Origin of the sequence: Brachybacterium sp. GU-2 (assembly GCF_030866705.2) — a bacterium.
GTDB classification, from domain to species: domain Bacteria; phylum Actinomycetota; class Actinomycetes; order Actinomycetales; family Dermabacteraceae; genus Brachybacterium; species Brachybacterium conglomeratum.
Genome location: NZ_CP133037.2, coordinates 3,498,377 through 3,519,099, shown reverse-complemented (window position 1 = coordinate 3,519,099; position 20,723 = coordinate 3,498,377). Strand labels below are relative to the sequence as shown.

Here is a 20,723-nt window from a genome sequence, read left to right as displayed (position 1 = left end):
GCCAGGCAGGGCGAGCGCAGCGGCTCGGCAGCCGGACGGGCGGCTCCGCCTCCGCGGGCGGGGCCTGGGAACAGGGGCAAGGTCGCGGCCGGGCTCAGTAGAACCCGGGGTCGCGTCCGGTCACCTCGACGTTGCGCCAGCCCTCTCCGTCGGTGCGTCGCAGGTTCCCCTCCGCGTCGGCGGCCCAGACCGTCTCGGCCACCACGGAGCCCGTGAGCCGGACGGTGTCCGAGGGCGGGGACGGCAGCGGCTCGATGTCGCCGGAGAGGTCGAGCAGCTGGGCGCGCAGCTGACCGTCGCCGGGATCGGTCCCGAGCACCGCGACGGTGCCCTCGTCGTACCAGCTGACCTGCCGCACGTCGGCGAGGAAGGTGCGCACCAGGATCGGCTCGGTGAGGGCGGAGGGGGTGCCCTCGGCGTCCCTCACCACGGCGCACAGCTCGAGCCTGCCGTCCCCCGCCTCGTCGGAGAGCACCAGCATCCGGGTGTCGTCCGGGGCGACGTCCAGGGCGCGCACCTCGCGCTCCGCGAGCCAGGGCGCATCGACCTTCGCGTCGTGCTCGGCGCCCCGTCCGGACAGGGCCAGCAGCGCGCCCGCGCTCGAGCCGACGGAGCTCCACACCCATCCGGCGCCGTCGATCCGGGGCGGGACGAAGCCCGTGCCGGTCGCGGCCTCGCGCAGCGGGACCGAGCCGTCGGTCGAGGCGATCAGCACCTGCGCCCCGTCGAGGCTGCGGGCGGCGGCGAGCACGCCGTCCTGGGCGATCGCCGGGCTGGCGATCTCGAGAGGGGCGAGGTCCGGGACGAGCTGCGGCGGCGGGTCCGCACTGCTGGGATCGGCCAGGGAGATCACGCCGGTGGCGCCGGCTGCGATCGGGCGGTGCCCCGGCAGCGCCCGCTCCACGCGGCCGTCCTCCTCGAGCGACAGCTCCCTCCCGTTCTGCACGAGCCGCACCACGGAGAGGCTGCGCAGCGAGCGCAGCGAGGACTCCAGCTGGGACAGGGCCAGCCGTCGTGACTCCTCGGCGAGGCCCGTGATCGCCGGAGGCACCTCGACCTGGGCGGTGCCGTCGGCGCCGCTCCCCACCTCGGCGTCCGGGAGGCCGGAGCCCCGGGGGATCTGGCTGCCCACCGCCCCCTCGAGGAAGCCCGCCGGTCCTGCGACGAGGCCCTCGAGCACCGCCGCGGCGCCGCGGCGCAGCGGCAGCCAGCGGTGGTCGGGCACGAGGTGCTGCTCCCGCGCGTCGAGGAAGTACAGGCGCGCCGGGGAGTAGAGGGTCTCGAAGGCCGCCTCGGAGAGGAAGATCCCGTCGGGCACCTCGCTGAGACGCCACTGGCCGTCGACCTCCGCCACCGCGACGGCGAGCTCCTGCGGAGTGGGACCGGCGAGCGCGCTGCGCACCCCGCGGGCGTCCACCACGGCGACGGCCTGGAGCCCGAGCACCAGGCGTCCCTCGCTCTCCTCCCGCACCTGCAGCTCCTGGCTGCCGGAGTAGATCGTGATCCGGGCCTCCGGGTCCCAGCTCGCGCTCGCCTCCTCGGTGAGATAGGCGCGGGCGACCGCGAAGTCGTCCTCCGAGCCGACGCCGGCCTGGACGAATCCCGCGAGCACCTCCTGCGCGGTCGCGTCGTCGGCCGGGGGCAGTGCGCGCACGTAGGGCGCTCCGGGACGGGAGCTGCCGGAGAGGGTGCGGCTGTCGATCCCGGAGTCGACGGGGATGCGGGCGCAGCCCGCGCCGAGGCCCAGCAGGGCGGCGGCGCCGAGGGCGTGCAGGACGGTGCGGCGGTCGTGTCTCATCGTGCTCCTCCCTCGTTCTCCGCGGCCGGGGCGTCCTCGATCTCGGACTCCTCCGCGGGGGACTCCTCGGCGGAGGGCTCTTCGCCCGTCGCCCCACCTGCGGGGTCCTCCGTGACGGGGTGGTCGAGGTCGGGGCTGTCGAGATCGGGCAGCAGGTCGGGGCCGATGCGGATCTCCCCGGTCGGCGTCGGGGAGACGGCGGCGTCGGCGAGGGCGCGGTCGAAGGGCCGCTCGAGCCGCAGCGGGGAGCGGACCAGCTCGGTGCCGGGGCGGCGCGGGAGCGTGAGGCGGAAGACCGCGCCCTCGCCCTCCTGACCCCAGGCCTGCAGCCATCCGCCGTGCAGGTTCGCGTCGGAGACGGAGATCGACAGCCCCAGCCCCGTCCCGCCGAGGGTGCGGGCGCGGGAGGGGTCCGCGCGCCAGAACCGGTCGAAGACGCGCCGGGCGTCCTCCGGGGAGATCCCGTGGCCGAAGTCCTGCACCACCACCGCGACGGCGTCCTCGTCGCCCGCGGTCTGGACCAGCACCGGCGCACCGGCCCCGTGCTCGATCGCGTTGGTGAGCAGGTTGCGCAGGATCCGGTCCACCCGGCGCGCGTCGACGACCGCGGTGGTCGATCCCTCGCCGAGCCGCACGTCCAGCAGGCAGCCGCGCGCCCCGGCGAGCGGACGCACGTCCTCGACCGCACGCGTGACCAGGGCGTTCATGTCCTCGCGCAGGGCCTCGAGCTCCGCCGCCCCGGCGTCGAAGCGGGAGATCTCCAGCAGGTCCGCCAGCAGCACCTCGAAGCGCTGCACCTGCGCGGCCAGCAGCTCGGTGGTGCGCTGCAGCTCCCCCGGCAGCTCCTCCCGGCGCGAGTCGAGCACCGAGGAGGCCATCCGGATCGTGGTCAGCGGGGTGCGCAGCTCATGGGAGACGTCGGAGACGAACCGCTGCTGGACCCGGGAGAGCTCGGTGAGGTCGTCGACCTTCTGCTCGAGGCTGCGGGCCATGTCGTTGAAGGACACGCCCACCCGGGCGAGCTCATCGGCGCCCGCGACCTCGACACGGCTGGTGAGGTCCCCGGCGGCCATGCGCTCCGCGGCGCGGGCGGCGCGCTTGAGCGGAGTGGTGACCATGCGCGCGATGACGATCGCGATGCCGAGGATGAGGCTCAGCAGCACGAGCCCGCCGCCGAGGATCACCCGCTGGACGAAGGCGAGGGTCTCCTGCTCCTCCTGGAGGGAGTAGATGAGGTAGAGGTCGTAGGAGCCCGCGCCGGGCACCACCACCCGGGTGCCGACGAGCAGCGCGGGCGCGGTCCGCCCGGTCTCGTCCTCCCTCCCGATCGAGCGCCAGGAGACGGCATCGGGCTGCGCGGCGACGGCGGCCGCGAACTCGTCGTCGACCTCGTCGAAGAGGGTCCGGTCGGAGGAGGCGACCGGGAAGACGGTCCCCGTCGTCTCCACCGGCACGAGCGCGACCTCGCGGCGGTCACCGCCTCCCTGCCCGCCCGTGGACTGCACGAACGCGCTGACCGCATCCTGCTGCTGGGTGCTGGTCGCGCCGGAGAGCTGGGCGAGGGACTCCCCCAGCTCGTCGCGCACCTCGACCGTCTCCTCGAGGACCCGGTCGCGGCGCTGCTCGTAGAGCCCGTCAGCGATGACGGTGGAGAGATAGGCGCCGACGGCCAGCAGCGCCAGCGTCGACAGCAGCGTGGTGACCAGCACGACCCGCAGCGCGAGGGACCAGTTGCGCGGGTCCGCGGCCTGCCGGAGACGGTCGCGCCGGGGCGCCGGGGGCCGGGCCCCCTCCGGAGCGCTCACCGCGGCGCGGGCACGCTCAGGACCCGCTCCCCGCACGGTAGCCGACCCCGCGCACGGTCACCACGATCGAAGGGTTCTCCGGGTCCTGCTCGACCTTCGAGCGCAGCCGCTGCACGTGCACGTTGACCAGGCGCGTGTCCGCGCTGTGGCGGTATCCCCACACGTCGCGCAGCAGCACGTCACGGGTGAAGACCTGCCAGGGCTTGCGGGCCAGCTGGGTGAGGAGGTCGAACTCGAGCGGGGTGAGGGAGATCAGCTCCCCGTCCCGGCGCACCTCGTGGCCGTCGACGTCGATCGAGAGGTCGCCGATGGTCAGCTGCTCGGTGGTGGGCGGCTCGACGCGGCGCACCCGCGCCTTGATCCGCGCCACCAGCTCCTCGGGCTCGAAGGGCTTGGTGAGATAGTCGTCGGCGCCCGCCTCGAGCCCCTCGACCACGTCGGCGGTGTCGGTGCGGGCGGTGAGCATGATGATCGGGACCCCCGACTCGCGGCGGATCCGGCGGCACACCTCGATGCCGTCCATCCCGGGGAGCATGAGGTCCAGCAGCACGAGGTCGGGGCGCAAGCGCGGGAACGCCTCCAGGGCGGAGGCGCCGTCGGGCGAGGTCGCGACCTCGAAGCCCTTGCCGCGCAGGACGATCCCGACCATCTCGGCGATCGCCTGATCGTCGTCGACCACGAGGATCCGTGAAGGCGTCGTCATGGGGGTCATTGTGCCACCGGACGGGGCCGACGCCGGGGAGCCCGGCCGCCGGGGTGTCCGGGCGGCAGCCTCGCGGGCGCCCCGAGCACCGCGCCCCGCCCCACGACGCCCCCTCCCGCGACTCCCGGTCGCCGGAAGACGCCGGGGTGTCGACGTTCGTCGTATCGGCGGCGGGGCCACCCTTCCGTAGGGTCGGCCCCAGCAGCCCTGCTCGACCCGCTGCCACGGGGACGAGCACCAGAGGATGGAGGAGCACCGATGAGCAGTCCGTGGACCGCCCCCGGGGCGGAGGTCCCGAGCGAGCCGACAGGCCCGGGAGGCTCCGGCGGCCCCGGCAGCTGGGGGCAGCCGGCCCCCTCCGCGCCCGACGGTCCCGCGGGACCGGGAGGTCCGGCCCCGACGGGCGCGCCGCAGCGCGAGCTGGTGCAGTCCGTGCCGCTGTTCCCGCTGCGGCCGCTGGGGCTCGGCGAGATCCTCGGCGCGGCCGTGCGTATCTATCGCCTGCGCACCCGTGCGGTGCTCGGCGTCTCCGCCGCGGTGTACGGCGTCGCCTTCGTGCTCATCACCCTGTCCACCGGGGCGGGGATGATGCCGATGATCGGCGACATGCAGGCCGCGATGCAGGACCCCACCGGCTCGAGCGAGGTCCCCTTCACCGGCACCGTCGGCGACATCGTCCTGACCGTGGTCACCAGCGTGATCACGGGCCTCGTCACGATGGTCGCGGCCTCCCTGGTCACGGTCGCCCTGACCCCCCTCGCGCTCGGCGAGGCGACCGGCACGCCGCTCCCGACCTCCGAGATGTGGGCGACGATGCGGCGCCGGGGCCTGCCCGCCCTCGGCGTCAGCCTGCTCATCGCGCTGATGTCGACGATCCTGTTCACCGTGCCCTTCGCGCTCGGGCTGGCGCCGATCCTGATCGTGCAGGAGCCGGGCTGGCTGACGATCCTCCCTATCCTGCTCGGCACGATCGTGGGCCTGCTGGCGATGCTGTGGCTGTGGGCGCGGACCGTGCTGGCGATCCCGGCGCTGGTCCTCGAGGAGACGGGCGTGCTCGGCGCGATCCGCCGCGGCTTCGCGCTCACCCGCGGCAGGCGCCTGTGGCGGGTGCTCGGCATCGCGGTGCTGCTGTACGTGCTGTACGGGGTCGTCACGTACACCGTCTCCGGGGTGTTCGGCATGGTCGCCGCCATCGCATACTTTGCGATCCTACTGGTCAGCGCCGGGGAGGCGGTGGTGCTGGGCGTTGCTCTGCTGACCATCCTCTCGATGCTCGGCACGTATCTGGCGACCTTCCTGCTGGCTCCGTTCCTCTCCGCCGGGTACACCGCGCTGTACGCCGATGTGCGGATGCGCGACGAGGCCTGGGACGTGGAGCTCACCCGCCGGGCCCGTGACGCCTGGGCGGCGGACGGGGCCCGATGATCCCGGCCGCACCGCGGCTCGGCCCCGACGAGGCGCGCGAGCGGATCCTCGAGGAGCTCGCGAAGGACGAGTACGACGACTCCCCCGGCTTCGTCGCCTGGCTGCTCGGCGCGATCGAGGACTGGCTGGCGCGCATGGTCGACGGCGTCGACGGGTCCTCGGCCACGCAGACCGTGATCGCGGTGCTGCTGGCGCTGGTCCTCGCCGCGGTCGTGGTGCTGGTGCTGCGGCGCACCGGCCTGCTGCGCCGCAGCCCCGCCCTCGCCGTCGACGCGGCGCTCGACGCCGAGCCGGTGCTCAGCGGGGAGGAGCTGCGCGGCGCCGCCCGCGACGCGATCGACGCGGGACGCACCGACGACGGGACCGTGCTCGCGCTGCGCGCGCTCGTGCGCGACCTCGAGGAGCGCACCCTGCTGGACGTCGCGACCGGCATGACCGCCCACGAGGCCGCGACCCGTGCGGCGCTCACCTTCCCCGACCTGCGGGGCCGGCTCCAGCGAGGGGCGGACGCCTTCGACACGGCCGCCTACTCGGTGCGGAGCGTCGGGGTGAAGCCGGCCGAGGACATGCTGCGCCTGGCCGAGTACATCGCCGAGACGTCCCCCGACCTCTCCGCGCTCGAGCAGGCCGGGACGGGGACCCCCGTATGAGCGCCCTCGTACCGACCGAGCCCGCCGCGGCCCGCGGCGCGGCGGGGACGGACGCCGCCCCGCCGGGAGCGGGCGCTCCCCGTGGCGCCGTACAGGAGCGGCGACGCCCCTGGCTCGTCGCCGCCGTCGTCCTCGCGGTGATCGCCGCGGTCCTCGTCTCCGTGGCGCGGGGCCTGTACCGCGACGGCCCGCTCGAGCACGACGCCCCCACCGGTCAGGGCGCGAAGGCCGTCGTCCAGGTGCTCGGCGACCTCGGCGTCGAGGTCGAGACGAGGCGGCACACGGCCGACGCCGCCGAGGACCTCCGAGCGGGCGGGACCGTGCTGCTGACCGCGCCGAAGAGCCTCAGCGGCGAGCAGCTCACGATGCTCTCGGAGGCACGCGAGGAGGGCGGGGGCCGGCTGATCGTGCTCCGGCCCGACTTCGTCGCCCTCTCGTATCTCACCTCCGGCATCATCCCCACCGGTGCTCTTCGCGAGCAGACGCGGGTCGAGGCCGGCGCGGCCTGCGGCGACCTGTCCCACGGCGCCCGCGTGCTGGAGCTGCCCGATGCGGAGGACGCCCTGGACGGGCCCGCCTCTCTGTACACCGCGACCGACGCGGGGGCTTCGACGTGCTTCGAGGCGGAGGGCGGCGCGCTCGTCGCCGAGTCCGACGGGGTGCTCGTGCTCGGCAGCCCCGACCTGCTCACCAACGACGGCGTGGGCCGGGCCGACAACTCCGCGCTGGCGCTGAACACCCTGTCCGCCTCCGAGGAGCTGACCTGGTACGTGCCCTCGGCGACGGATCCCCAGGGGACCTCCTCGCCGTCGCTCGTCGACCACCTGCCCGGGTGGATCGGTCCGGTCGCGGCCTGGCTCGTGCTGGCCGCGGTGCTGGCGCTGATCGCGCTCGGCCGACGCCCCGGCCCCGTGGTGATCGAGCCGCTGCCGGTGACCGTGCGCCCCCAGGAGCTGGTGCTCGGCCGGGCACGGCTCCTGCAGCAGGCCTCGGCCCGCGATGCGGCGGCCGCCTCCCTGCGCGCCGCCGCGGCGGGCCGGCTCGCCGACCGTCTCGGGCTGCGCCACGAGTCCGCGCTCGACGGGCTCCTGGCGGCGCTGGCCCCGCACGTCGAGGAGTCTCCGGAGCAGCTGCGCGCCCTCCTCGGCCCCGCCCCCGTCACCACCGACCGCGACCTCGTGCGCCTCGCCCACGACCTCGACCGTCTCGAGAAGGAGATCGACCGATGACCGACCCCGTCCCGCCGCGTCCCGACGCCCCCGGCGCCGGCGCGCCCCAGCCCTCACCCGCCCCGCAGGGAGACGACCTGCCCGATGCCTCGCCCGCCGCCCCGTCGGCCCCCGTGGTCGACGTCGACACCCGTGCTCAGCTGCAGGGGCTCGCCGCCGAGATCCACAAGGGCGTCGTCGGCCAGGACGCGGCGATCACCAGCCTCGTCGTCGCCCTGCTGTGCCGCGGGCACGTGCTGCTCGAGGGCGTGCCGGGCGTCGCGAAGACCCTGCTCGTGCGCTCGCTCGCGGAGGCGCTCGACGTGCGGATGCGCCGTGTGCAGTTCACCCCGGACATGATGCCCGGCGACATCACCGGCTCCCTCGTCTACGACAACTCCACCAGCGACCTCGTCTTCCGCGAGGGCCCGGTGTTCACCAACCTGCTGCTGGCCGACGAGATCAACCGCACGCCGCCGAAGACGCAGTCCGCGCTGCTGGAGGCGATGGAGGAGCGGCAGGTGACGATCGACGGGGCGAGCCGCCCCCTGCCCGATCCGTTCCTCGTCGTCGCCACGCAGAATCCGATCGAGTTCGACGGCACCTACACCCTGCCCGAGGCGCAGCTGGACCGCTTCCTGCTCAAGGCCGTGATGCCGCTGCCCGAGCGGGAGGTCGAGGTGGACGTGCTGCGCCGCCACGCCGACGGCTTCGACACCACAGATCTCGCCGCCATGGGCCTGCGCGCCGTCGTGGACGTCCCCTCCCTGCACCGCGCCCAGCGAGACGTCGCCCGCGTCGCCGCGGAGGATCCCGTCGTGCAGTACATCGTCGACGTGTGCCGGGCGACGCGCCGCTCCCCCAGCTTCACCCTCGGCGTCTCCCCGCGCGGCGCGATCGCGCTGCTGCGCACCGCCCGCGCCTGGGCGTACCTCTCGGGCCGGGACTTCATCACCCCCGACGATGTGAAGGCCATGGCCCCGGCGACGCTCTCGCACCGCGTGCGGCTGACCACCGAGGCCGAGCTGGAGGGCACCCAGGTCGAGGCCGTGCTCGCCGCGACCCTCGCCTCCGTGCCGGTCCCCCGCTGAGCGCCTCATGAGGATCTCGTTCACCCCGCGCGCGGCCCTGGCCGCCCTGCTCGCGCTGCCCGTGATCGTGCTGTGGCCGCTGTGGTGGGTGGTCCTGATCCTGTTCGCGCTGTGGACGCTCGTGGTCCTCGCCGATGCGCTGGCCGCCCCGGCCCCGCAGCGGATCCGGGTGCGTCGCGAGGCGCCGGCGCAGGTGCGTCTGGGCGGCACCGTCCCCGGGCGCCTGCTGCTGACGAACACCACCGCGCGCCGCGCACGGCTCGAGGTGCGCGACGCCTGGAACCCGACCGCGGGCCTCGCCTCCCAGCACAGCCGCCTCGACCTGCCCGGCCAGGAGCGGCGCGCGATCGCCCAGTCCTTCACCCCCACGAGGCGCGGCGAGCACAGCTCCCGGCAGCTGCTGATCGGCTCGCTCGGCCCGCTGGGCCTCGCCCGCCGCAGCGCCCGCGTCCCGGCGCCCGGACGGATGCTGGCCCTGCACCCCTTCGGCTCCCGCAAGCACCTCCCCTCCCGCGTGCAGCGGCTGCGGGAGATCGAGGGGCTCGCCGCGATCCACCAGCGGGGACAGGGCACCGAGTTCGACTCCCTGCGCGACTTCGTGGACGGCGACGACGTCCGCTCGATCGACTGGCGGGCGACCGCGCGCCGGCGCAGCGTCGTGGTGCGCACCTGGCGGCCCGAGCGGGACCGTCACGTGCTGATCGTGGTGGACACCTCCCGCACCTCCGCCGGACGGCTCGGCGAGGCGACGCGGCTGGATTCCGCCTTCGACGCGGCGCTGCTGCTGACGGCGCTGGCCGGGCAGGCCGGGGACCGGGTGGACCTGCTGTGCGTGGACCGGATCCCGCACGTCTCGGTGCTCGGCTCCACCCGCACCAAGGTGCTCCACGACATGGTCGCCGCGACCGCGGCCGTGGAGCCGGCGCTGGTGGAGACGGACTGGGAGCGCGCCGCGGCCGCGATCGAGTCCCGCACCCGCCGCGGCTCCCTCGTCGTGCTGATCACCCCGGTGGAGGCGCAGGTGCTCCACTCCGGGCTGCTGCCGGTCGCGGCGCGCCTTGCCAAGGACCATCCGCTGGTGCTCGCCTCGGTCGCCGATCCCGCGCTCGAGGAGCTCGCCGCCGGTCGCAGGGACCTCGAGTCCGTCTACCGGGCCGCCGCCGCGGAGCGCGCCCGCTCCGAGCGCGCCGGGGTCTCCCATGCGCTCGAGCGGGTGGGTGCCCATGTGGTGGACGCCCCGCCGGACCGGGCCCCGCAGGCCCTCGCCGACGCGTATCTCTCCCTCAAGGCCGCCGGCCGGCTCTGATCCGGCGGGGATCGCGTTCCAGAGGCCACTTCGCCCTCACCGTCACCGTCACCGTCACCGTCACCGTCACCGGGAGGATGGTCAGCCACGGGCGCTGGGCGTACTGGTACGCCTATATCGTCGTACTGGTACGCCCAGCGCCACTACGTGACCATGCCGCTGCCGTGTGAGAACGGGACGGGGCGGGGTGAGCCGCTCAGACCGTCCCGGCGATGTCCCGCGGCTCGCGGACGATCAGCCGGTAGGTGTGCCAGTGCTTGGGTCCGGCGAAGGAGCGCCCGTCGTGCTCCTCCTCGTCGAGCGCGAGCACCTCGAGCCCGGTGAGCAGCTCCTCGAGATCCGCTCTGGTCAGGAAGGTGCCGTCCGTCCCCGCCCAGTCGTCCCGGTCGCCGAAGAGGTCCACCGCCAGGACGCCGTGCGGCCTCAGCGCAGAGCGAACGGCTCCCCACAGCTGCGGGAACGCCGCCCGGGGCACGAAGGACAGCGTCGCGCAGGACAGCACGAGGTCCGCGGGAGGGATCGGGAACGGGACGGCGAGGTCCGTCGTGGTGTGGGTGATGTCCAGCGTCCGTGCCATGCGGGCCATCCCGGCCTCGACGCTGACGTCCGCGTCGAAGGTGTGCACGCGGAAGCCGCTGTCGGCGAGATGGCGGGCCTCGATTCCGGCACCGCTGCCGAGCTCGACCGCGACGAGCCGGTCATCGGGCGTCGTCCGAAGCGAGCGCCCGGGCTCCTCGAGCACGAGCTGCGCAGCGCGCACTGCAAGAGGCCGCACCGTCCGGCCGTCCTGGGCCTCGTTGTAGGCCGCGAAGTCACGGTCGGCGCTGCGCTGCTGCATCCCCCGAGGCTAGAGGACGTGCCGTCTCGCCCTGTCGCGCACGGCCACGAGGCCCGAGCGGCGGTGACGGGCGCACGGCCACCAGGCTGCGCGGGCGGCGCACGGCCACGAGGCCGCACCGTCGGTGCTCGGCCCCCAGCCCTGGCCGCCGTCACAGGGCTCGGCCCTCAGGCGGCGATCACCGGGCTCCGCGCTCAGGCGGCGGTGGCGACGCGGGAGCCGACGAGCTCCTCGGAGAGGTCGCCGGTGATCCCGGCGCGATGCGCCTGGCGGCCCCGCACGAGCATGTACGCGAGGAACGCCAGCCAGGCCGCGGCGCCGACCGCGATCCGCAGCGCCGGCGGCAGGGAGCTCGGCGTCACGAACGCCTCGATGAACCCGGCGACCAGCAGCACGGGCACCAGCCCGATCGCGACGGTGACCAGGGAGCGGGCGGCGTGGGAGAGCGCCCACAGTCGCGGCAGCGGGCCGGGGCGCACCCAGGCCCAGAAGGTGCGCAGACCCGCGCCGGCGCCGACCACGATCGCGGTGATCTCCAGCAGGCCGTGCGGGAGGATGAACACGAAGAAGGTGTCCAGTCCCCCGTAGGCGCCCAGCACCCCCGCCGACAGACCGACGTTCAGCCCGTTCTGCAGCAGCATGTAGACCGGCCAGAACCCGGTCACCCCCAGCACCACGGACTGCACCGCGATCCACGCGTTGTTCGTCCACACCCGGGCGGCGAAGCCCGAGGCCTCGCCCTCGAAGTAGTAGGCGACGAAATCCCGCTGCGCCAGGGCGCGCTGCTGCGCCTCCGGCACCACGAGCTCGCGTGCGGTCGCGTCCAGGCCGAAGTACAGCCCGGAGACGAGGGAGGAGAGCAGGAAGATCGAGGCCGCGAGCGCGACCGTCCAGCGGGCCTGGAACAGCGCCGAGGGGAGGTCCTCCCAGAAGAAGGTGCGCGCGTGCTTCCACAGCGGGATCCGCGCCCCGGTGATCCGCAGCCGGGCGCGGTGGACCAGGAGGGAGAGCCGAGAGATCAGCGCGGGATCCGGCACGGTGGAGCGGACCGTGGAGAGGTGGGTGGAGACCTCCTGGTAGAGCGCGAGCAGCTCGTCGATGCCGCCCGCATCGAGGGTGCGGGCGCGGGTGAGCTCCTCGAGACGGTCCCACTGCGGCCGGTGCACGGCGATGAAGGCGTCGGTGTCCACGCAGACAGGGTAGGCGGCATCCGCCCCCGTCCACGGCCGACGAAAGTCGGGGTCGGCCCGGCCGGAAGCCGACGCTCGACGCTGACGGCACCTCCTCGCTCCTGCCAGGATGGGGCCATGGCACTTTCGGGCACTGCGGCGGCCGTCTCCCCCTCGAGCCGCCGCGACGCGCTGATCACCGGCGATGCGGTCCTGCTCGACCTGCGCACCGCCTCCTTCGCGACCCGCCTCGTCTCCGCCGTGATCGACGGGGTGCTGCAGCTGACGCTGCTGATCGGCGGGATCCTGTCGATCGCGTGGTTCGCGGACCGCGCCGCCCTGGACGACGGCTTCCTCGCCGCCGGCATCCTGCTCGCCTCGGTGCTGGCCTACGTCGGCTATCCGGTGCTCAGCGAGCTGCTGCTGCGGGGCCGCTCCGTGGGGCGGCTCGTGATGGGCACGCGGGTGGTGCGCGACGACGGCGGCCCAGTGCACGTGCGCCAGAGCGTGCTGCGCGCGGTGATGGCGATGTTCGAGCTCTGGTCGACCACCGGCGCCGTGGCGCTGGTCTGCTCCGTGATCGACCGCCGCTCGCGCCGGATCGGGGACCTGCTGGCCGGGACGATGGTGATCCAGGAGCGCATGCGCACTCATCCCCCGCAGCGCATCGAGGTCCCGCTCTCGCTGCGCGACTGGGCGCAGGCGGCCGACGTGGGCCGGCTCCCGCTGCCGCTGCTGCAGGACATCCGCGCCTTCCTGCCCCGGGCCGGACAGATCAACGCCGAGTCGCGCCATCAGCTCTCGCGGGATCTGCTGCGCCGTACGCTGCCGCATGTCGCGCCCGCCCCGCCGCCGGGCACTCCGCCGGAGGAGTTCCTCGCCGCGGTGCTCGCCGAGCGCTCACGACGGGACGAGATGCGGATGCGCAGGGCGCAGGAGCGTCAGCAGGAGCTGGCCGCCGAGGTGCGGGCGGTGCCCTTCTCGGCCTGATCAGTCGGCCGACGGCGCCTCGGCGCGACCGGCGATCAGCACCGGGATCCCGCCCTCGACCGCGTGGACGCGCCCGCAGCGGTCGCACTGGAGGGCGGCGTCGACATCGTGCAGCTCCCCGCCGCAGTCCGGGCAGCGCAGCGCCGCCCGCACCCAGCCGGGCACGTCGGCGCCGCTCGCCCCGGCCGGGAGCTGCGCGGGAGCGACCTCGGGGGCGGGACCGGGGCCCGTCTCCTCGTCCTCCTCGCCGAGCACGAGCACCCGGATACGCTCCAGCACCTGCTCCATCGTCGTCCGCTCCTGCGCCTCGACGTTCAGGCGCAGCAGCGACTCGGTCTGCGAGGAGCGCAGCGAGAGCCACCAGCGCTCGGCCGGGGCGAGGTGCTCGTCCCAGTGGTGCACGGAGAGCCCGTCGAGCTCGTCGATCCGCGCGGCGGGCAGCGACTCGGCGTGGGCGCGCACCCGGGCGGTGGCCGCGACCGCGTCGTCGACGGGGAAGTTGTGCTCGCCGCTGCCGGCGTACGGGGAGTGCTCGGCCACCAGCGCGGAGGCGGTGCCGTCGTGCTCCGCGAGCGCGGCGAGGACGTGCAGCGCGGCGAGCATGCCGGAGTCGGCGAAGAAGAAGTCGCGGAAGTAGTAGTGGGCGGAGTGCTCCACCCCGGCCACCGCGTCCTGCTCGGCCATGATCCGCTTGATGCCGGCGTGGCCCACGGGGGTCAGCAGCATCTCGCCGCCCGCCGCCGCGATGACCTCGTGCACGTGGCGGGAGGCGACCGCGTTGACGGCCACGCGGGGGCGCTCCTCCCCGCGGCGCGGGCGCGGGCGATCTCGCGCGAGGCGATCAGCGCCCCGATCGCCGAGGGCGGGACCGGGGTGCCGGTCTCGTCCAGCACGACGCAGCGGTCCGCGTCGCCGTCGAAGGCGAGGCCGAGGTCCGCGCCCTCGCGGCGCACCGCCTCCTGCAGGTCGCGGAGGTTCTCGGGCCGCAGCGGGTCGGCCGGGTGGTGGGGGAAGGTCCCGTCGAGGCCGAAGTGCAGCTCGATCAGCTCCACCTGCTCGAGCGGGCCGAGCACGGCGGGGGCGGTGAGGCCGGCCATCGCGTCGGCCGCGTCGACCACCACGCGCAGTCGCCGGCCCGCGGGCAGGTCGACCAGACCGTGAAGGGTGCGGGCGTAGTCCTCGAGGGTGTCGATCCGCTCGGAGCGGCCCTCGCCGCGCACGGGGATCTCCCCGGCGGCGAGATACGCCTCGGCGCCCCGGCGCACGTCCTCGAGCCCCGAGTCCCGGCCGACGGGCCGCGCGCCGGGCAGGCACAGCTTCATCCCGTTGTCACGGGCGGGGTTGTGGGAGGCGGTGATCATGAGCCCCGCCGCGCGGTGGAGGCCGGAGGCGCAGTACAGCTGGTCGGTGGAGGACAGGCCGGCGTCGGCGACGATCGCACCGCGGCGCACGGCGCCCTCGATCACGGCGCGGGACAGCTCCGGGGAGCTCAGACGCATGTCGTGGGCGACGATCAGCTCGGGCTCGGCCAGGACGTCAGCGAAGGCGGCGCCGAGCGCGCGGGCGATCTCGGCCGTGAGCTGCTCGCCGGCGACGCCGCGGATGTCGTTCGCCTTGACGATGGCGGACAGGTCGTGGGTCGTCTCAGTCATCGCTGTTCCTGATCACGTGGAGGTGGCGGTCGCGCTCGGCGGGACGGCCGGCGGCGCGGCCGCCGGCGTCGCGGGGGCCGTGGCCCCCGGCGCGCGACGTGCCGCGGGGAGCGGCGTCGGGGGTGCCGACCGGGCCATGCGGAGCGGGCGCGACGGGGCCGCGCACGGCATCGGCGAGGGCGACGAGGTCGTCGCTGACGTCCTCGCCGCCGGCGACCCGCAGCAGCTCCCAGCCGCGCGGCGGGGTCATACGGGCGGCGTGCTCGTGGCAGAGGTCGTAGGCATGGGGCTCGCTGAGGCGGGAGAGCGGGCCGAGCACCGCGGTCGAGTCCTGGTACACGAAGGTCAGAGAGCTGACTGCCGGCTGCGAGCAGGCGGTCCGGGAGCATTCACGAGCTGGCACGCTCAGCAGTGTACGCAGGTCGCGGACCCGGCGGGCGCGGCGCGCCCGTGGGAGGGGAGGGTGGGGTCCGGCACTGCGGAGGCGGGGCTACAGTGCACGGCATGGACCTCGAACCCGGCCGTGCCCCCGCCCCGCGAGGACCGCTCGGCCCGCGTCGCCGCGACCGCCGCGGCCGCGGCCGGCGCTGGGACCTCATCCCCCCGCACCTGCCCGGCCATCGCACGCGCCGGGAGCGCTTCGACGATCTCGTCGCCGATGCGGGGGCCGCGCTCACCGAGCGGTTCCCCCGGCGTCTCGCGCACCTGCAGGTGCTCGTCGAGGAGGTGCCGTCGGCGGATCCGGCGCCCTGGGAGGAGGCCCAGGTGGTGCTGGGCCGAGCGGTGCCGGGCACCCGCGAGCACCCGCCGCGCGTGATCGTCTACCGCCGGCCGCTGGAGACGCGGTGCGTGACCGCGACGGAGCTGGAGATGCTGGTGCGGCAGGTGCTGTCCGAGCAGATCGGCTCGCTGCTCTCGATCGCGCCGGAGGACGTCGACCCGGAGGCCTGGGACCTCTGAGCCGCCGCGGGACCGGCGCGGCGCGCGCACCGATCGACGGGGAGTCAGCCCGGGCGCTCCGCGCGGCTGTCGCGGACGGGCGGCCGCGGAGCGGCTGTCGCGGAGCGGCTGTCTCCGGACCGGGAGCGCCCCTCAGTCGGTGAGGACGACCTGGACGCTGTCGACGTCGCCCGCGTCGGGCAGGACCGGCAGTGTGGAGAGCAGCACGCCGCCCGCCCCGTCGGACTGGCGCTGCGTCCAGCTCGCGTGGACCGCGCCCGGGACCTCGGGCACGATCGACAGGGCCGCGGCGCCCTCCCCGCCGAGGCGGAGCTGCTCGTGGGTGAGAGTGCTGGTCGCGCCTGCGGCGAGGTCCACCGCGATCGGCTCCCCGGCCGCCCCGTCGGCGCCGATCGGGACCACGGAGACCTCCGTGTCCTCGCTCGCGGTCAAGGTGAGCGCGCCGGTCGCACCCTGCCCCGGCAGGGCGCTGACCGCATGGGTTCCCAGCGCGGGTGCGGGGGCGACGAGCGTGAAGTCCACCGGTGCGCCGACGGTGTCGCCGGGCAGGTCCTTCCCGGTGCGGAAGCTGCGCGTGACGGCCTCGAGCGGGCCGTCCGCGGAGACCTGCACCGCGTAGGTGCCGTCGGCGAGCCCCTCGAGGGCGGTGGGCACGACGGCGCCGGCGGGGACCTCGATCTGCGCGGGCGATGCCCCTGAGGCGGCGCCGTCCGCGCCCAGGACCTCGACGTCCGCGGTGACGGTGGAGCCCGAGGGGTTCGAGAGCACGAGGGCGGGCGCGGTCCCGGCGACGTCCACGCCGGGCATGATCAGCTCCTGCGCGGGGGCGGGCAGCGGATCGAGGATCTCGGCGCCGCCGGGGGTCAGCCCGTCCCGCTCGGTGGTCTGCACGTGCAGGGACAGGGGTGCGCCGAGCACGGAGACGTCCACGCCGACCGCGTCCTCCCCCGGCACCACGGACTCCAGCAGCACCCGCTCCTCGTCGCCCGGCGCGACGACGACCTGGCTGCGTCCCTCCATCGCCGCGGGCCCGTCGGCGGTGCGCAGCTGGACCGAGGCGGTGGCGGGGCGGTCGGAGGGGTTGGAGAGCACGAGCACGGAGCTGTCCCCGGTCTGCGTGGAGACGCCGAGGAAGGACGCCTCGGTGGTCGGCTCCGCGCAGCGGGACATGGACAGGGAGCGGAAGTCCCCGGACGCGGTCCAGGTGCCCTGGACGGCGTCGGCGACGGGACGACCGCCCTCTGAGGTCTGCGCCGTGACCTGGGGTGCGGTGCGCACGTGCCGCAGGGTCTGCACCGCGATCCCGAGATCCGTCGAGGCGGCATCGCCGGACAGCTCCTCGCCCTCGGCGTCCGCGGCCGTGACCGCGGGGGCGGGCACGGCGCCCTCGGCGTCCTGTCGGGTGCTGGATCCGCTCACCTCGCCGAACAGGACGGAGGAGGCGGGCTCTGCCGCGACGGTGCGCAGGGAGACCGACGGGGTGGGCGGGGTGACCGCGAGCGCGGCGTCCCCGCCCGTCTGCAGCGCCTCGTCGGGCACCTGCAGCGGACCGTGGCAGGCGAGGCTGCGGGGGCCGGGGCTCGCCGTGGCCCGTACGTGCTCGGCCGCGGCGGGCTCGCGGTCCGGGGCGAGGGCGAGCGCCCCGCCGGCCAGCAGCAGGGGGACGATCGCGGCGACGCCCAGCAGCAGGCGTGCGGGCCGTCCGTGCGCGGTGCGCGCCCGTCCCGCCCCGCGGGCGGTCCCGGTGCGGGCCTCGGCCTCGGCCTCGGAAGCGTGCTCAGCCATACATCTCCTCCGCGGTGCGGGTGCGGACCCGCCAGGGGATCGCGATCAGCGCGGTGGCCGCGGTCGCGCCGTACAGCAGCAGCTGCCAGAGCGGTCGGGCGGGCTGGTGGCGGTGGATCTCGAGCTCGCCCCCGGCCCCGGCCGGGACGGTGAAGCCCTGCGCCCAGCCGTCGACCTCGACCGCGGCGAGCTCGGTGCCGTCGAGGCTCGCGCGCCAGTCCGTGTCGTGCCGCTCCGAGAGCACGACCATGCGCTCCTCCTCGGCGGGGGCGATCTCGCCCTGCGCGTCCACCACCCCGCTGTCCAGGGCGATCGGCTCCTCGCCGCCGGTGACGACGGCGCGCGGCAGGGCGTCGATCACGCGCCAGGTCCCGCCCTCGGAGCCCTCGGTGACCTTCTCGAGCAGCGGGGAGCTGTCGAGGGCGCTCATCAGCTCGGGCCGGCTCTCGCGGTCCCCGTGGACCACCACGTAGGCGATCGCGGGATGGGCGAGGTCCGTGCCGTCCTGGGCGCCGCCGGAGAGCATCGCCGCCACCTCCTCGCGCAGCGCGGCGGAGGCGGGATCGTCGTCGACGGGCTCGCCGGCCAGCGCCGCCTCGACGTGGCGGGCGTCGACGAGGGCGGAGTGCTGGATCACGGTGTCCTCGCCGTGGACCACGAGGCGGGCGGCGACCGCGCCGTCCTCGGCCTGGTCCAGCACCAGCACCCGGGAGCGGGCCTCGGTGCGGCCCTGGTCGGCGGCGGCCGCGGGCACCTCCCCGCCCTCCACGCGCCCGATCTGCAGCGCGCGGGGAAGCAGCGCCATCCCGCCGACGACGGTGAGCAGGCAGGCCGCGGCGGTGACGGCGCCGATCACGGAGGTGAGCAGGCGCCGGAGGCGCGAGTCGCGCTCCTGACGTCGGGCGAGGGTGTCGAAGGTCGCCGCGGCGCCGAGAGCGAGGCAGAGCAGGGCCGCGCTGAGCAGGGCGTGCAGCGGCGGGGTCAGCACCTGCCCCTGGCCGACGGAGGTCCCCGTGGAGCGGGCCGCCAGCACGGCGAGCGCGCAGACGGCGGCGGCGAGCAGGCTCAACCGGCCCGCGAGGCCGGCCGCACCGCGCAGCAGCGGGGAGACCAGGGCGCCGAGCACCACCGGCGCGACCGGCAGCAGCACCAGGAGTCCGGCGGCGCCCTCGCCGAGCATCCCGGCGAGCGGCGCGGCGAGGTCGGGGGCGACCGGCCACAGTCCCAGCAGGTCCCGGGCGCTCGTCTCGCCCGCCGCGGCGGGCACGCCGGCGACGGCCAGCAGGGTGCGGGGATGGCCGAGATAGGTGGGCAGGTAGGGCGCGTGGAGCGCGAGCGAGGGCAGCAGCACCCACAGCAGGCGCAGGCGCCGACCGGGCGCGGCGATCGCGACCAGTGCGAGGGCCGGCGCGACGAGCAGCACCAGCACCGGCTGCACCGCCCCGATCACCAGCAGCAGCAGACCGCCCGCGGCGGCCGCGGAGACGGAGGCCTGGGAGACCTTGTGGGGCAGGCCGATCGCCCGGCCGATCGCGAGGGCCAGCAGCGGCAGCAGCACGTGCACGGCCAGCAGCGGCCACGCGCCGACGGCGAGGGCGGTCAGGAGCGAGGGGGCGAGCGCCCACACGCAGGCGAGCACGAGCCGGGCGCCGACCGCGCGGGTGATCGCGCCCGAGGCCCACCAGGCGGCGACCGCCGCGGCCGGCACCGCGGCGAACACCAGCACCTCGACGAGCAGGGAGCCGCTGCCGGGCAGGTGCCCGAGCAGGCGCACGAGCGGGTCGCCGGGCCCGCGGTCCCCGAGTCCGCCCGGGACCCAGGTCGACCAGGCCGCGGCCCAGCGGTCGGCGGCGGCCTCCGGCACGGCGCGCAGACCCGCGCCGGCGAGCTCGCCGCGGCCGAACAGGCTCCGCAGGGAGAACAGTCCCAGGATCGTGGCGCCGAGCACCACGACCGCGGTCCACACGATGTGGCGGCCGTAGTCGGCGTCGTCCAGCCCGTGCCTGGTTCCGGCGATGCCCCAGGTGGTGCGGCGGATCTGGCGGCGACGGTCGTCGTCGGCGAAGAGGCGGGTGCCGACGTCGTCGAGCCAGCGCCGCAGGCTCGCACCGCGCGGGAGGTAGAGCGGGGCGAGGCGTCGCCGGGGCACGCGGGCGCGCCGGCGGTCGCGGGCGCCGCGGCCGAGGACGCGCCGCATCCGCGGCAGGGCGGCGAGGACGGCGCGCAGCTCCATCAGCGCGGTGCGCGGCGCGGTCGCCGCGAGCGCCCCCGCCATCCGCAGGAGGGTCTCGAGCGGGAGGAGCAGGAGGGTGAGCAGCGCGTGCAGGAGCGGCCGGTGCTTGAGCACCGTGAGCAGGCGTCCGGTGCGCTGGTCCTGGAGACGCTCGAGGACGGGCCGGGTGGGATGGGGGTGCAGTATCCGGGCGGCGGACTGCACCGCGACCCGCTCCCCGGAGCGCCACACGCGCTGGCACAGGTCGATCTCCGCCCAGGGGGCGGGGAGGTCGGGATCCAGGCCCCCGAGCTCGCGCAGCGTCTGCTCGCGGATCAGCATGCCGGGCAGTGGCACGGCGAGGACGTCCTGGCGCCAGTCGGCCTGTCCCTGGTCGATCTCGCCCGGGTCCACGCCGGTGATGATGCGCCCGCCGTGGGTCAGGGTGATGCCGACGTCGACCAGGGCGTCCGCGGACTCGGCGGTCGGCGGGAGGTCGGCACCCGGCTCGGCATGGCGCACCCGCTTCGCCCCGACCACCGCGGTGGTCGGGGACTGCCGGACGCTCTCGAGCTCGCGCTCGAGCGCGTCGAGGGAGGGGATCTCGGGGTCCTCGAGGAACCACAGCCAGCTCTCCGCGGGGGCGCCCTCGGCGCGGCCCGCCCGGCGGCCGCTGCGGGGGCCCTCCTCGCGCAGCCGCTCGGGCACGAGGGCGAGCGCCTCCGCGCGCTGGGTGCGCTCGCGCTCGAGGGCGTCGACGTCGACGGGGCGCACACGACGGCCAGCCCCACGCGGGGAGGACTTCGCGGCGGGCGCCGGCGCGTCGACGGGGACGAGGGTGCGCTCGTGCTGCGCGGCGAGAGCGTCGAGGACCTGCTCGACGGCGGCCGCACGGCCGGGGAGCGAGGGATCGGGGCGGGCGGGGACGTCGACGAGACGGTCCACCTCGCCCGCGGCGGTCAGTCTCTCGAGCGCGCCGCGCACGTCCTCGTCGAGATCGGAGGGGACGGCGACGACCACCCGGTCCGGGAGCCGGGTCTGGGTGGTCAGTGCTGCGTGGAGCGCATCGTGGGTTCCCGCGGTCGTCGCCCCGCTCAGCAGGACGACCGCGGTGACATGGCGCTCGTTCAC

Annotated in this window: 17 protein-coding genes; 7 read left to right on the top strand and 10 right to left on the bottom strand. The window is 75.6% G+C overall.

The window, feature by feature from the left end:
• Window positions 1-94 precede the first annotated feature (94 nt).
• The 3 genes from RBL05_RS16080 to mtrA are packed head-to-tail and all read right to left on the bottom strand — an operon-like array spanning window position 95 to window position 4,306.
• Window positions 95-1,798: an LpqB family beta-propeller domain-containing protein gene (locus tag RBL05_RS16080; protein ID WP_308738636.1), complete on the bottom strand. Its 1,704-nt coding sequence runs from the start codon at window positions 1,796-1,798 to the stop codon at window positions 95-97.
• Complete coding sequence (gene mtrB, locus RBL05_RS16075) at window positions 1,795-3,603, bottom strand: MtrAB system histidine kinase MtrB (protein ID WP_308738637.1); 1,809 nt, start codon at window positions 3,601-3,603, stop codon at window positions 1,795-1,797. The genes RBL05_RS16080 and mtrB overlap by 4 nt, the downstream gene beginning before the upstream one ends.
• Before the next feature lie 16 nt (window positions 3,604-3,619).
• A complete protein-coding gene (gene mtrA / locus RBL05_RS16070; protein ID WP_412523775.1) occupies window positions 3,620-4,306 on the bottom strand; it encodes an MtrAB system response regulator MtrA in 687 nt (228 codons plus the stop codon).
• A gap of 258 nt (window positions 4,307-4,564) precedes the next feature.
• Here mtrA and RBL05_RS16065 point away from each other — a divergent pair, with 258 nt between their 5' ends.
• From RBL05_RS16065 to RBL05_RS16045, 5 genes are read left to right on the top strand one after another with little or no spacing between them, the layout of a single operon-like run.
• Complete coding sequence (locus tag RBL05_RS16065; RefSeq protein ID WP_308738639.1) at window positions 4,565-5,731, top strand: glycerophosphoryl diester phosphodiesterase membrane domain-containing protein; 1,167 nt, start codon at window positions 4,565-4,567, stop codon at window positions 5,729-5,731.
• Entirely contained in the window at window positions 5,728-6,381 is a 654-nt protein-coding gene (locus tag RBL05_RS16060; RefSeq protein ID WP_308738640.1) for a DUF4129 domain-containing protein, read from the top strand. The genes RBL05_RS16065 and RBL05_RS16060 overlap by 4 nt, the downstream gene beginning before the upstream one ends.
• Window positions 6,378-7,610: a DUF4350 domain-containing protein gene (locus RBL05_RS16055; protein WP_308738641.1), complete on the top strand. Its 1,233-nt coding sequence runs from the start codon at window positions 6,378-6,380 to the stop codon at window positions 7,608-7,610. Before RBL05_RS16060 ends, RBL05_RS16055 begins: the two co-directional genes overlap by 4 nt.
• Window positions 7,607-8,680, top strand: coding sequence for an AAA family ATPase (locus tag RBL05_RS16050; protein WP_308738642.1), 1,074 nt, complete (start codon window positions 7,607-7,609; stop codon window positions 8,678-8,680). The genes RBL05_RS16055 and RBL05_RS16050 overlap by 4 nt, the downstream gene beginning before the upstream one ends.
• Before the next feature lie 7 nt (window positions 8,681-8,687).
• Window positions 8,688-9,986: a DUF58 domain-containing protein gene (locus tag RBL05_RS16045; RefSeq protein WP_308738643.1), complete on the top strand. Its 1,299-nt coding sequence runs from the start codon at window positions 8,688-8,690 to the stop codon at window positions 9,984-9,986.
• A 196-nt stretch (window positions 9,987-10,182) separates the two neighbouring features.
• Here the strand turns inward: RBL05_RS16045 and RBL05_RS16040 are convergent, their stop codons facing one another.
• Both RBL05_RS16040 and RBL05_RS16035 read right to left on the bottom strand, forming a co-directional pair.
• Window positions 10,183-10,824, bottom strand: coding sequence for a class I SAM-dependent methyltransferase (locus RBL05_RS16040; protein ID WP_308738644.1), 642 nt, complete (start codon window positions 10,822-10,824; stop codon window positions 10,183-10,185).
• 194 nt (window positions 10,825-11,018) lie between these two features.
• On the bottom strand, window positions 11,019-12,014 hold the full coding sequence (locus RBL05_RS16035; RefSeq protein WP_053918981.1) for a stage II sporulation protein M: 996 nt from the start codon (window positions 12,012-12,014) through the stop codon (window positions 11,019-11,021).
• Window positions 12,015-12,131: 117 nt separating this feature from the next.
• Here RBL05_RS16035 and RBL05_RS16030 point away from each other — a divergent pair, with 117 nt between their 5' ends.
• A complete protein-coding gene (locus RBL05_RS16030; protein ID WP_308738645.1) occupies window positions 12,132-12,983 on the top strand; it encodes an RDD family protein in 852 nt (283 codons plus the stop codon).
• On the opposite strand, the gene RBL05_RS16025 is transcribed toward RBL05_RS16030, so the two are convergent.
• From RBL05_RS16025 to RBL05_RS16015, 3 genes are read right to left on the bottom strand one after another with little or no spacing between them, the layout of a single operon-like run.
• A complete protein-coding gene (locus RBL05_RS16025) occupies window positions 12,984-13,772 on the bottom strand; it encodes a hypothetical protein (protein ID WP_318603908.1) in 789 nt (262 codons plus the stop codon).
• The gene (locus RBL05_RS16020; protein WP_318603907.1) at window positions 13,700-14,635 is read right to left on the bottom strand and encodes a hypothetical protein; all 936 of its coding nucleotides are present in this window, start codon (window positions 14,633-14,635) and stop codon (window positions 13,700-13,702) included. The genes RBL05_RS16025 and RBL05_RS16020 overlap by 73 nt, the downstream gene beginning before the upstream one ends.
• A complete protein-coding gene (locus tag RBL05_RS16015; RefSeq protein ID WP_412523774.1) occupies window positions 14,628-15,038 on the bottom strand; it encodes a DUF3499 domain-containing protein in 411 nt (136 codons plus the stop codon). The genes RBL05_RS16020 and RBL05_RS16015 overlap by 8 nt, the downstream gene beginning before the upstream one ends.
• 101 nt (window positions 15,039-15,139) lie before the next feature.
• Here RBL05_RS16015 and RBL05_RS16010 point away from each other — a divergent pair, with 101 nt between their 5' ends.
• Window positions 15,140-15,595 carry a metallopeptidase family protein gene (locus tag RBL05_RS16010; protein WP_259881598.1) on the top strand — a complete coding sequence of 152 codons (456 nt, stop codon included), beginning with the start codon at window positions 15,140-15,142 and terminating at the stop codon, window positions 15,593-15,595.
• A 132-nt stretch (window positions 15,596-15,727) separates the two neighbouring features.
• Here RBL05_RS16010 and RBL05_RS16005 read toward each other — a convergent pair whose 3' ends face one another.
• Together RBL05_RS16005 and RBL05_RS16000 are read right to left on the bottom strand one after the other, a co-directional pair.
• Window positions 15,728-17,380, bottom strand: a complete 1,653-nt coding sequence (locus tag RBL05_RS16005; protein ID WP_308738647.1) for a DUF5719 family protein — start codon at window positions 17,378-17,380, stop codon at window positions 15,728-15,730.
• Window positions 17,373-20,723 (bottom strand): hypothetical protein, encoded by a 3,351-nt coding sequence (locus tag RBL05_RS16000; protein WP_308738648.1) that lies wholly within the window; start codon window positions 20,721-20,723, stop codon window positions 17,373-17,375. Before RBL05_RS16000 ends, RBL05_RS16005 begins: the two co-directional genes overlap by 8 nt.

Excerpts from the sequence above, each read along its gene's own strand:
- RBL05_RS16080 (WP_308738636.1), bottom strand. The coding sequence starts at position 1,798 with ATGAGACACGACCGCCGCACCGTCCTGCACGCCCTCGGCGCCGCCGCC.
- mtrA (WP_412523775.1), bottom strand. The coding sequence starts at position 4,306 with ATGACGACGCCTTCACGGATCCTCGTGGTCGACGACGATCAGGCGATC.
- RBL05_RS16065 (WP_308738639.1), top strand. The coding sequence starts at position 4,565 with ATGAGCAGTCCGTGGACCGCCCCCGGGGCGGAGGTCCCGAGCGAGCCG.
- RBL05_RS16060 (WP_308738640.1), top strand. The coding sequence starts at position 5,728 with ATGATCCCGGCCGCACCGCGGCTCGGCCCCGACGAGGCGCGCGAGCGG.
- RBL05_RS16055 (WP_308738641.1), top strand. The coding sequence starts at position 6,378 with ATGAGCGCCCTCGTACCGACCGAGCCCGCCGCGGCCCGCGGCGCGGCG.
- RBL05_RS16050 (WP_308738642.1), top strand. The coding sequence starts at position 7,607 with ATGACCGACCCCGTCCCGCCGCGTCCCGACGCCCCCGGCGCCGGCGCG.
- RBL05_RS16045 (WP_308738643.1), top strand. The coding sequence starts at position 8,688 with ATGAGGATCTCGTTCACCCCGCGCGCGGCCCTGGCCGCCCTGCTCGCG.
- RBL05_RS16040 (WP_308738644.1), bottom strand. The coding sequence starts at position 10,824 with ATGCAGCAGCGCAGCGCCGACCGTGACTTCGCGGCCTACAACGAGGCC.
- RBL05_RS16030 (WP_308738645.1), top strand. The coding sequence starts at position 12,132 with ATGGCACTTTCGGGCACTGCGGCGGCCGTCTCCCCCTCGAGCCGCCGC.
- RBL05_RS16020 (WP_318603907.1), bottom strand. The coding sequence starts at position 14,635 with ATGACTGAGACGACCCACGACCTGTCCGCCATCGTCAAGGCGAACGAC.
- RBL05_RS16010 (WP_259881598.1), top strand. The coding sequence starts at position 15,140 with ATGGACCTCGAACCCGGCCGTGCCCCCGCCCCGCGAGGACCGCTCGGC.
- RBL05_RS16005 (WP_308738647.1), bottom strand. The coding sequence starts at position 17,380 with ATGGCTGAGCACGCTTCCGAGGCCGAGGCCGAGGCCCGCACCGGGACC.